12 protein-coding genes are annotated in these 11,105 nt (G+C 71.7%); 11 read left to right on the forward strand and 1 reads right to left on the reverse strand.

Features of this window, described 5'->3' with window-relative positions; genetic code table 11:
• Window positions 1-10: 10 nt before the first annotated feature.
• The 10 genes from CCS38_RS33460 to CCS38_RS33505 all read left to right on the forward strand — a co-directional run bounded on the left by CCS38_RS33460 (window position 11) and on the right by CCS38_RS33505 (window position 9,275).
• On the forward strand, window positions 11-811 hold the full coding sequence (locus tag CCS38_RS33460) for an aspartate dehydrogenase domain-containing protein (RefSeq protein WP_223737194.1): 801 nt from the start codon (window positions 11-13) through the stop codon (window positions 809-811).
• 98 nt (window positions 812-909) lie between these two features.
• A complete protein-coding gene (locus CCS38_RS33465) occupies window positions 910-1,734 on the forward strand; it encodes an alpha/beta fold hydrolase (RefSeq protein WP_223737184.1) in 825 nt (274 codons plus the stop codon).
• 48 nt (window positions 1,735-1,782) lie between these two features.
• Window positions 1,783-2,304, forward strand: a complete 522-nt coding sequence (locus tag CCS38_RS33470) for a cupin domain-containing protein (protein WP_223737185.1) — start codon at window positions 1,783-1,785, stop codon at window positions 2,302-2,304.
• Window positions 2,304-3,041, forward strand: coding sequence for an SDR family oxidoreductase (locus tag CCS38_RS33475; protein WP_223737187.1), 738 nt, complete (start codon window positions 2,304-2,306; stop codon window positions 3,039-3,041). The genes CCS38_RS33470 and CCS38_RS33475 overlap by 1 nt, the downstream gene beginning before the upstream one ends.
• A 90-nt stretch (window positions 3,042-3,131) precedes the next feature.
• Window positions 3,132-3,920 carry an SDR family oxidoreductase gene (locus CCS38_RS33480; protein ID WP_223737189.1) on the forward strand — a complete coding sequence of 263 codons (789 nt, stop codon included), beginning with the start codon at window positions 3,132-3,134 and terminating at the stop codon, window positions 3,918-3,920.
• 9 nt (window positions 3,921-3,929) lie between these two features.
• The gene (locus tag CCS38_RS33485; RefSeq protein WP_223737190.1) at window positions 3,930-5,597 is read left to right on the forward strand and encodes a thiamine pyrophosphate-binding protein; all 1,668 of its coding nucleotides are present in this window, start codon (window positions 3,930-3,932) and stop codon (window positions 5,595-5,597) included.
• 13 nt (window positions 5,598-5,610) lie between these two features.
• Complete coding sequence (locus CCS38_RS33490; protein WP_223737191.1) at window positions 5,611-6,603, forward strand: PDR/VanB family oxidoreductase; 993 nt, start codon at window positions 5,611-5,613, stop codon at window positions 6,601-6,603.
• A 36-nt stretch (window positions 6,604-6,639) separates the two neighbouring features.
• Window positions 6,640-6,861 carry a recombinase-like helix-turn-helix domain-containing protein gene (locus CCS38_RS33495; protein WP_030256285.1) on the forward strand — a complete coding sequence of 74 codons (222 nt, stop codon included), beginning with the start codon at window positions 6,640-6,642 and terminating at the stop codon, window positions 6,859-6,861.
• A gap of 1 nt (window position 6,862) precedes the next feature.
• Entirely contained in the window at window positions 6,863-7,933 is a 1,071-nt protein-coding gene (locus CCS38_RS33500; protein ID WP_223737192.1) for a Rieske 2Fe-2S domain-containing protein, read from the forward strand.
• A gap of 4 nt (window positions 7,934-7,937) precedes the next feature.
• Window positions 7,938-9,275: an MFS transporter gene (locus CCS38_RS33505; protein ID WP_223737193.1), complete on the forward strand. Its 1,338-nt coding sequence runs from the start codon at window positions 7,938-7,940 to the stop codon at window positions 9,273-9,275.
• On the opposite strand, the gene CCS38_RS33510 is transcribed toward CCS38_RS33505, so the two are convergent.
• Window positions 9,229-9,771, reverse strand: coding sequence for a MarR family winged helix-turn-helix transcriptional regulator (locus tag CCS38_RS33510; protein WP_030256278.1), 543 nt, complete (start codon window positions 9,769-9,771; stop codon window positions 9,229-9,231). The two genes, CCS38_RS33505 and CCS38_RS33510, sit on opposite strands and share 47 nt — an antisense overlap.
• Before the next feature lie 272 nt (window positions 9,772-10,043).
• On the opposite strand from CCS38_RS33510, the gene CCS38_RS33515 reads away from it, so the two are divergent.
• The coding region (locus CCS38_RS33515) for a M1 family metallopeptidase (RefSeq protein WP_263302860.1) at window positions 10,044-11,105 on the forward strand (1,062 nt) is incomplete at its 3' end.

Consider the following 11,105-nt stretch of genomic DNA (forward strand, 5'->3'; position numbering starts at 1 on the left):
CCCGGCACCCATCACGCCCCCCACCTCCCGCAAGGTCGGCCTCGTCGGCTGGGGCGCCATCGGCCGCATCGTGGGCACCGCGCTCGCCGAGGGGAACGTCCCCGGCGCCGAGCTGATCTGCATCGTCGACAACCGTGCTCTCGGCGACGCCCCCGTACCTCAGCTCTCCTTCGAGGACGCCCTCGACCACTGCGACCTCATCGTCGAAGCGGCGGGTCAGAGCGTCGTCCGCGAGTGGGGCGAACGCGTCCTGCGCTCCGGTACCGACCTCCTCGTCGCCTCCACCGGTGCGCTCACCGACGAGGACCTCGCCTCCGCTCTGCTCGCCGCCGGCCCTGGGCGGGTGTACTTCACCGGTGGTGCCGTCGGCGGCCTCGACCTGCTGCAGGCCGTACGCTCCCTCGGCCCGCTCGCCGACGTCACCCTCACCACCACCAAGCTGCCCGGCACCCTCGAACAGCCGTGGATGGACGAGGACTTGCTGCACCGGATGCGCACGGCCACCGGGCCGGTCGAGGTCATGCGCGGCACCGCCCGCGACGTGCCGGTGAAGTTCCCCAAGTCCACCAACGTCGCCGCCTCCGTCGCGCTGGCCGTCGGCGATCTGGATGCCGTACGCGTCCATGTCGTCGCCGACCCGGCGGCCCGGCACACCCGGCACGTCATCGAGGCGTCCGGCAGCCACGGTGTCTACCGCTTCGAAGTGCAGCACCTCCCCGACCCCGGCAACCCCGCCACCAGCCAGGTCGTGCCGTACGCGGTGCTGCGCAGCCTCGGCGCCCTCGCCGGGCGGAGGGGGCAGATCCTATGACCGGCCGCACCGCTCATCCCTCTCTCCCTTCCTCTCCCTCGTCTTTCTCGTCCGCGTCTTCCGAGTCCTCCGGGGCCATCGGGTCGTCCGCATCCTCCATGTCGTCCGCATCCTCCGCGTCGTCTCCTTACGACCTCGCCGACCTGCACGTCGAGGAAGCCGGCGACAGCGGTCCTGTACTGCTGTGTCTGCACGGGATCGGGTCCTCCTCCGCCGCGTTCGCGTCGCAGCTCGCCACGTTGAGCCGGTACGTGCGCGTGGTGGCCTGGGACGCGCCGGGCTACGCCAAGTCGGCCGACCCGGCGGGTCCGTTCACGCTCGACGACTTCGCCGATACCGCCGCCGCCCTCATCCGGCAGCGTGGCGGCCGCGCTCATGTGCTCGGAGTCTCCTGGGGCGGCGTCATCGCCGTGCGGCTCGCCGCCCGCCACCCCGAACTCGTCTCCTCTCTGATCGTCGCCGATTCCAGTGCCGGCTCGGGGGCCGACCCGGCGAAGGCGGAAGCGATGCGAGCCCGGGCGGACGAGCTGGCCGAAGCCGGCCCCCGTGCCTTCGCCGAACGGCGCGGCCCCCGCCTGGTCTCCGAAGCCGCTCCCGACGCTCTCGTCCAGCGCGTCACCGACACCATGGCGCGCTCCCTGCGGCTCCCCGGCTACCGCTACGCCACCGAGTCGATGGCCGCCACCGACCTGCGTATCGCCGACCTCGCCGCCGTCACGGCGCCCACCTTGGTGCTCTGCGGTGACCAGGACCGGGTCACCGGTATCGAAGCGAGCCAGACGCTCACAGCAGACCTCCATTCCTCCGTGTACGTGATCGTCAAGGACGCCGGTCACCTCGCGAACCAGGAACAGCCCGATGCCTTCGACGCGTGGGTCCTTGCCCACCTCCGAATTTCAGCAGGAATTGCCGAAGCCGGCTGAGGACTGTCCACAGCCCCGCCCATTAATACGACTAAAGGACGGAACATCATGCCCATCACCACCACCGAGTACGACAACGGCGGCGACCTGGCCCGCTACACCGACTCCCTGATCGCCACCAAGGACTCCCGCGAGCCCGACTGGGACACCCTGGCGTTCCAGTCCAAGGCCGGTGACCAGTACCGGCGTGCCCAGATCCGGTACGTCGGCTCCGGCGCCACGGGTAACCACGAAGGCGACAACCGCGTCCTGCCGTCCGGCGGCTTCACCTTCTCCAACATGCTGCTGCCGCCCGGCGCCGAGGGCCCCGAGCACACCCACCACGACGTCGAAGAGGCGTTCTTCGTCCTGGAGGGCCAGGTCAGGGTCGGCATCCACCGCGGCAAGGACGAGGTCGAGTACCGCACGCTCGGATACCGCGACATGATCGTCGTGCCGGCCGGTGTGGCCCGGTCCCTCAAGAACGAGGGCGACACCGACGCCCTCTTCTGCGTCGTCATCGGCACGCAGAAGCCGCAGATCCCCACCTACCCCGAGCACTCGCCGATGCACGGCGTCACCCGCGACTGATGCGCACCGTCGTCATCACCGGCGCCGGCCGTGGCCTGGGGGAGGCCATGGCCCGCCGGGCCGCCGCGGACGGACACCGCGTCGTGCTCGCCGAACTCGACCCCGAGCGGGGCACGCGGGTGGCCGACGAGCTGCGCGCCGAAGGCCGCGACGCCCACTTCGTCCCGTGCGACGTCGCCGACCCGGATTCGGTCGCGGCGATGGCGGAGCGGGTCGCCGAGCTGGGACCGCTGCACGGCCTGGTCAACAACGCCGGCCTCGCCAACGGCGTGGGCGGCAAGGAATTCCAGGACATCGGCATCGACGCCTGGGACCGCATCATGACGGTCAACGCCCGCGGGCCGTGGCTCGTCGCCCGAGCCCTGCTGCCCCAGCTCCTCGCCGCGGGCGGCGGCCGCATCGTCAACCTCGCGTCGGACGCCGCTCTGTACGGTTCCCCGCGGCTGGCCCACTACATCGCCTCCAAGGGGGCCGTCATCGCCCTCACCCGCGCGATGGCCCGTGAGCTGGGCGATCGCGGCATCACCGTCAACGCCGTCGCGCCCGGCATCACCGAGTGCGAGGCGACCGAGAACGTGCCCGCGGAGCGCCACGAGCTCTACCGGCTCAACCGGGCCATCTCCCGGACCCAGCAGCCGGACGACCTCACCGGCATCGTCGCCTTCCTGCTCGGCGAGGAATCCCGCTACCTCACAGGACAGGTGATCGCCGTCAACGGCGGCTTCACCATGCACTGATCAACCCGCCCGGCGCGCCGGCCCGCGCGGCCACCACCGGGCGCTCCCTCGGGCACCCCGCACCGCTCACCACCACCGAAGGAACATCCCATGGACCTGGGCCTCGCCGACCGCACCGTACTGGTCACCGGCGGCAGCTCGGGCGTCGGCCTGGCCACGGTCCGCGCCCTCCTGGCCGAAGGCGCACGCGTCGCCACCTGCGGCCGCGACGCCGACCGTCTCGACAAGGCAGCGGCCCGCCTCGGAGCAGGCACCGACCGGCTGCTGACCGGCGTCTGCGACGTACGGGACGCCACCGCCGTACGCGACTTCGTGACCCGCGCCGCCGACCACTTCGGCGCCCTGGACGGCCTGGTCAACAACGCCGGGCAGTCCCGTATGAAGCGCCTCGCGGAGACCACGGAGGAGGACTGGCGCGACGAACTGGAGCTGAAGTTCGCCGGCGTACTCAACCCGCTGCACGCCGCCCTTCCGCACCTGCGCGCCTCCGACGCCGCCGGCATCGTCAACATCAACGCCGTACTGGCCAAGCAGCCCGAACCCCGCCTCATCACCACCAGCGCCGCCCGCGCCGGCATCCTCAACCTCTCGGCCAACCTCGCCCGGGAACTCGCCCCCGACGGCATCCGCGTCAACTCCGTGTGCCTCGGCCTGATCGACACCGGACAGTGGACACGCCGGCACGCCGCCGCCGACAGCGGGCTCAGCTACGAGGAGTGGCAGGCCGAACTGGCCGCCGACCGCGGCATCGCCCTCGGCCGCCTCGGCCGCGCCGAGGAAGTCGCCTACGCGGTACTGGCCCTCCTCTCGCCGCGCGCCTCCTACATCACCGGAACCAGCATCGACGTCTGCGGCGGAGTCGGCCGCGGCATCCTCTGAGGAGCCTCCATGACGCACCATCCCACCGGAGGCGACCTCCTCGTCGCCGTCCTGCGCGAACTCGGCATCGACACCGTGTTCGGCATCGTCAGCGTCCACAACCTGCCGCTCGTCGAAGCCGTCGACCGTGAGCTGCGCTTCGTGCCCGTACGCCACGAAGCCACCGCGGTGAACGCCGCCGACGCCTACGGACGTGCCCGCGGCTCCATAGGCTGCGCCCTCACGTCCACCGGTACGGGTGCCGGCAACGCCGCCGGGTCGCTCATCGAAGCGCTCAGCGCCGGCACTGCCGTCCTGCACGTCACCGGCCAGATCGAGAGCCAGTACCTCGGCAGCGGCCGCGGCTTCATCCACGAGACCAAGGACCAGCTCGCCATGTTGCGCGCTGTCTCCACGTACGCGGCGACTGTGCCCTCTACGGACGCAGCGGGACGCGTCCTACGAGAAGCAGCGCGCGCAGCCCTGCGCGCACCGGGCGGCCCGGCGAGCGTGGAGTGGCCGATCGACCTGCAGTACGCGCCGCAGCAGGACGAGCACGTCACCGTGACGCCCCCGGAGACGGCGCACCCGGAGGCGGCCGAACTCGACGCCGCCGCACGGCTGCTGGCCGGCGCCCGCAGGCCGCTGATCTGGGCGGGAGGCGGCGCGTGCGGGGCCGGGGACCGGCTTGCCCAGCTTCTGGCGCGCACCGGCGCCGGACTGTTCACCTCCAACTCCGGCCGCGGCGCTGTCCCCGAGGACCACCCGCAGGTCATCGGCAACTTCGCCACCACACCGGCGGGCCGCTCCCTGCTCTCCGACGCCGACGTCCTGCTCACCATCGGCACCCACTTCCGCTCCAACGAGACCGGCGACTACTCCCTCGCCCTGCCCGAAGCGCACCTTCAGATCGACATCGACGCTGCCGCCCTGGGGCGCGTCTACCCGGCGCAGCACGCGCTGCACGGTGACGCCGACGCCGTACTCGGTGCGCTGCTCGCCCGCCTGCCCGAGGCGCCGCCGGCGCCCGGCGACGGCCCCGCGACCGGCAGCGCCGAGCCCGGCTGGACCGCCCGCGTCGCCTCCGTAGGCGAGGAGGTACGCGCTGCCCTGCACGACGGCATCGGGCCGCAGGCCGCCGTCTGCGACGCGCTGCGCGCCGCCCTGCCGCGCCGCGCCGTCATCGCCCGCGACGTCACCATCCCCTCCAGCAGCTGGGGCAACCGCCTGCTGGAGATCTACGACCCGCGCGACAACGTCTTCCCGCGCGGCGGCGGCATCGGCCAGGGCCTGGGCATGGGCCTCGGCGCCGCACTCGCGCGGCCGGACGTACCGACCGTCGTCATGGCCGGTGACGGTGGCCTCGCCGTGCACCTCGGGGAGCTCCTCACGCTTGCCCAGGAGCGGCCTGCTCTCACCCTCCTCGTCTTCAACGACGGCGGTTACGGCGTGCTCCGCAACATGCAGGACCGCTACAGCGAGCGCCGCTCCGGAGTGGACCTCACCACCCCCGACTTCTCCCTCCTGGCCCGCGCCTGCGGCCTGCCGTACGCCCGGATCGCCGCCGAGGCCGACGCGGCGCCCGTCCTCACCGAGGCCGTCGCCTCCGGCGGCCCCACCCTCGTCGAGGTCGACCTCGACGCGCTCGGCCCGATGAAGAACCCGTTCACCCCGCCCGTCAAGATCCCCACCGCGTGAGGAGGCCGACGCCATGACCAGCAACGACCCCCAGCCGGGCACCCCCGACCAGGCCACGGCCGCCGAGCCCCGCCTCGACCTGCTCGTCCACCGCATGACCTGGGAAGCCGACGGCGTACTCTCCGTCGACCTCGTCCACCCCGAGGGCAAGCCACTGCCCGCCTGGCAGCCCGGCGCCCACCTCGACCTGCACGTAGGCGGCCACACTCGGCAGTACTCCCTGTGCGGCGACCCCCTCGACACCACGCGCTACCGCCTCGGTGTCCTCAACGAACCGGCCTCCCGCGGAGGTTCCCGCTTCGTCCACACCCAGCTGCGCCCCGGACAGACCGTCACCGCCGTCGGCCCCCGCAACCACTTCGCGCTCGCCGACGCGCCCGCGTACCTGTTCATCGCGGGCGGCATCGGCATCACCCCGCTGCTGGCCATGGCCCGCGAGGCCACCCGTAAGGGCGTGCCCTGGCGGCTCGTCCACGGGGGCCGGAGCCGCGCCTCGATGGCCTTCGGCAGCGAACTCGCCGACCTCGCCACCCAAGGAAGCGGCGAACTCGTCCTCCACCCCCAGGACGAACACGGCCACATCGACCTCGACGCCGCCCTGAGCGGTCTCGACGACCGCACCCTCGTGTATTGCTGCGGCCCCGAGCCGCTGCTCGCCGCCGTCGAGGACCGCTGCCCCGCCGCACAGCTCCGGGTGGAGCGCTTCGCCGCGCCCATCGTGGAGCGCAGTGGCGACGACAGCGCCTTCGAAGTCGAGTGCCGCCGCTCCGGAATGACGCTCAGCGTCGGCGCCGACACCTCGATCCTCGAAGCCGCCGAGGCCGCCGGCCTGCAGGCCGAGAGCTCCTGCCGCGACGGCATCTGCGGCAGTTGCGAGACCCGCGTCCTCGAAGGCGTCCCCGACCACCGCGACTTCCTCCTCAGCGAGGCCGAGCACGCGGCGAACGCGACCATGATGATCTGCGTCTCGCGCTGTGCCTCCGACCGCCTCGTCCTGGACCTGTAAGCCACCCCGCTCGCCTTGTAGACACCGGAGGCACCGATGACCCCCTGGCCGTACCTGGACGTCCACCAGTCCCGTACGCACGAGCCCACCCCGTACGAGTACAAGCTCGCCGCGACCCTCGAAGAGGTCTTCACCAAGGAAGGCCACGAGCTGGCCGACGTCGTCCGCGGCCTCAACTCCCGGCAGGTGCACGCCCCCGACGGCGCCCCCTGGACCGAGGACACCTTCCGCGCCGAGATGCACCGCCTGGGAGCCTGACATGACCCTCACCCACACCAAGGCCGGCACCACCGTCACCGCCGACCACATCTACGCCACCGGGCTGCGCAACCAGTGGCACCCCGTAGTGCCGTCCCACTTCGTCGCCCCCGGAGGCATGCGCAAGGTCACCGCCCTCGGAGAGGACTGGCTCCTCTTCCGCCGCGCCGACGGCACCCTCCACATGCTCGCCGACCGCTGCCCCCACCGGGGCGCCCGGCTCTCCCTCGGCAAGCACCTCGGTGACCGCGTGGCCTGCTGGTACCACGGCGTCGAGGTCGAGGGCGACGGCACGGTCTCCTCCGTACCGGGCCTGCCCGGCTGCAACCTGGAGGGCAAGAAGCTCGTCACCAGCCTCCCCGTACACGAGGTCGGCGGCGCGATCCTCGCGTACTTCGGCGACGAGCAGCACCCGGAGCCGTGCGAACTGACCCTCCCCGAACCGCTCACCGACCCCGGTACCGAGGCGATCCTCTGCTACGCGGAGTGGAACGTGCCCTGGCGGTTCGGCATGGAGAACCTCCTCGACCCGATGCACGGACAGTTCCTGCACCACGAGTCGCACACGATGTTCGACGGCGACACCACCGCCAAGTTCCGCATCCGGGAGACCGACCGCGGATACTTCTTCGAGAAGACCGACCAGCGCGGCGTCAACTTCGACTGGGTCGAACTGTGCCGCACCGGTATCGACTGGGTCGACCTGTCGATCCCGTACCCGCCCTCCGCCGGCCCCGGCGGCCCCTTCGGGATCGTCGGCATGATCTGCCCCGTGGACGAGCACCGCAGCGGCGTCTTCTTCTGGCGCTACCGCAAGGTCACGGGCTGGCAGCGCGACACCTGGCGCTTCCTGTACCGCACGCTCATCGAGAAGCGGCACTGGGAGGTGCTCGAACAGGACCGCGTCATGCTGGAGGCCATGCCGCACGACGCCGACCAGGCCGAGAACCTCTACCAGCACGACCTCGGCGTCGTACGGCTGCGCCGCCTGTACCGGTCCGCGGCCGAACAGCAGGCCGCCGCGCTCGCCTCCCCGGAGCCCGCCGCAGCCACCGCCCCCGCCGGCGGCTGACACCGTGGCGCCGACCGCCGCACCGCCCATCGCCACGGCCTCCCCGCGGCGGTGGGCGGGCGTCCTCACCCTGCTCGCGGTCGTCCTGATCTCCTACGTCGACCGCGTCAACGTCTCCGTACTGATCACCGACCGCGCCTTCACCGACCACTTCGGCATGACCGGCGACCGCGTCCTCCAGGGCGCCCTGATGACCGTCTTCCTCATCGGGTACGGACTCGCCGCCTTCTTCCTCACCCCGCTGTACGAATCCGCCCTGGGGGCGCGGCGCGGCCTTCTGGTGAGCGTCGGCCTGTGGGCAGCGCTCACCCTGCTCTCCCCGTACGCGCTCGGCGCCCTGATGTTCATCGTCCTCCGTTTTCTGCTGGGCGTGTCCGAAGGGCCGCTGTTCTCGCTCAAGACGATGTACGTGAAGGAGCACTTCGCGCCGCACGAGGTGGGCAGGCCCAACGCGGTCAGCTCCATGGGCGTCTCCCTGGGCACCGCCGTCGGGCTGCCCCTGATCACCTACCTCGTCCACCGCTACGACTGGCACACGTCCTTCGTGCTCCTCGCGCTCCTGAACGCCGCCATCGGGCTGCCGCTGATCGCGCTCTTCATACGGGGACGGGGACCGGGCCGCACGGGGGAGGGCCGGACCGGTCAGGAGAGTGCGCCCACGGGAGCGCGGCGCGGCGTCGTGGCCACCCTGCGCGAAGCCCTGCGCACCCCGCGCCTCGGCTGCATCCTGCTCATCGAGATCGCCACCCTGGCCTACCTGTGGGGGAGCAGCTCCTGGCTGCCGGCGTATCTCCTCCAGGAACGCCACTTCTCCCTCGCCCAGATGGGCGCCGTCTCCGCGCTGCCCTTCCTGATGAGCCTGGCCTCCGGCTTCCTCGGTGGCTACCTCATCGACAAGCTGCCCGCCCGCAGGCTGCCCCTGCTCTTCGTTGTCGGCGCGCTCGGCACCGGGAGCTGCGTCCTGCTCGTCATCACCGCGGACGCCGCCTGGCTCGCCGCCACCGGACTCGTCCTGGCGGGCGGCTTCTGGGGCCTGCAGGGCCCGGCCATCCCCACCCTCGTACAGCGGCACGCACCGGTCGGCACGGTCGGCAGCGCCTACGGAGTGGTCAACGGCGTCGGCAACCTCGTCTCCGCCTTCATGCCCACCGCCATGGGTGCCGCCATCGCCCTCGGCGGCGGCCACAGCTTCGGCGCCGGATACGCGCTGCTGATCGGCGCCCAGGCCATCACGTTGATCTGCGGGGCCTGGCTCCTGCTCCGGCCCGGACCGCCCGCCGCCGAAGAGCCGCCGGTCAGGCCCCGGACGACGAGTCCGGCTCCGCCGCACCCGACTCCGTGATCGACCGCTCCAGCTTCGACAGCAGCCGCGCCAGCTGACGGCACTCGGCGGGGGAGAGGCCGGCCAGCATCCGCCGCTCGTTCTCCAGATGCTCGGCGAACAACGCGTCGATCTTGGCCAGGCCCTCCTCCGTCAGCCGCGACCGCACCACCCGCCGGTCCTCCGGGTCCCGCTCCCGCACGATCAGGCCGTCCTTCTCCAGCCGGTCGATCCGCAGCGTCACGCCCGCCGACGAGATCAGCCCCGAATCGGCCAGCTGGCCCGCCGTGCGCCGGTACGGCTTACCCGCCCTGCGCAACGCCGTCAGCACATCGAACCCGGCCACCGACAGGCCGTGCGACTCCACCGAAGCCGTCAGCTTCGCGCTGTACCGCAGGAACGTACGGTGCAGCCGCGCCAGCACCTCCAGCGGCGAGGTGTCCAGCTCCGGCCGCTCCCGGCGCCAGTCCTCGATGATGCCGGCCACCGCGTCCCGCGCCGCCGTCTTCCTCGCCATCTCGGCACCCTCCCCGGGCTCGCCCCTCGGGCCGGGCATCCGGCCGTGATCTTCCGGAAATCTTAGTACTGAGAAGCCGCGCCACTTAACGGTTCCGGCCGCCGGGCGCGGTTCCGGCCACGGCGGAACCCAGCCGTCACCACCTCACGCCGACCGCTTCCGGCCAGGTCACGAGCCGCCGCAAAGCCCCGCCACCGCCGCGGCCGGCCGAGTTATCCACAGGCTCGGAGGCATGGATGCGCGGAGCCGCCGACCTGCGGCAGCATGACGCCATGCCCGCATTGACGCGCGACGAAGCGCAAACCCGAGCCCGCATCCTCGACGTCCACCGCTACGACATCGACCTCGACCTCACCACCGGCGAGGAGCACTTCACCACCCGCGCGGCCATCCGCTTCAGCGCGCGTACTTCGGGCGACACCTTCCTCGACCTCAAGCCCGACCATCTGCACAGCATCACCCTCGACGGCCGACCCCTCGACCCCGCCGACCTGCAGGACAACCACTTCCCGCTCACCGGCCTCACCCCCGGCGAGCACGAGCTGCGCGTCGAAGCCACCATGCGTTACTCCCGCACCGGCGAAGGCATGCACCGCTTCACCGACCCCGCCGACGGCGAGACCTACGTCTACACCCAGCTGTTCATGGAAGACGTCCAGCGCGTCTTCCCCGCCTTCGACCAGCCCGACCTCAAGGCCGTCTTCGCCCTCACCGTCACCGCCCCCGACGGCTGGACCGTCCTCGGCAACTCCCGCGAGACCCGCGCCCCCGAAGGCCACTGGACCCTCGCGCCCACGCCGCCCATCAGCACCTACCTGGTCGCCGTCGCCGCCGGCCCCTGGCACTCCGTCCGCACCGAGCACGCCGGCCTCCCGTTCGGCATCCACTGCCGCCGCTCCCTCGCGCCGTACCTCAACGCCGACGCCGACGAGATCCTCGACATCACCCGCCGCTGCTACGACCGCTACCACCAGCTCTTCGACGAGCCCTATCCCTTCGACTCCTATGACCAGGCGTTCGTCCCCGAATTCAACGCCGGCGCCATGGAGAACCCCGGACTCGTCACCTTCCGCGACGAATTCGTCTACCGCTCCGCCGTCACCGACACCGAGCGCCAGACCCGCGGCATGGTCATCGCCCACGAAATGGCCCACATGTGGTTCGGCGACCTCGTCACCCTCGCCTGGTGGGACGACATCTGGCTCAACGAGTCCTTCGCCGAGTACATGGGATACCAAGTCCTCAGCGAAGCCACCCACTTCACCGACACCTGGACCAACTTCGGCGTCGCCCGCAAGAGCTGGGGATACGACGCCGACCAGCGCCCCTCCACC

The sequence above is a fragment of the Streptomyces purpurogeneiscleroticus genome, assembly GCF_020024005.1.
GTDB lineage: Bacteria > Actinomycetota > Actinomycetes > Streptomycetales > Streptomycetaceae > Streptomyces > Streptomyces purpurogeneiscleroticus.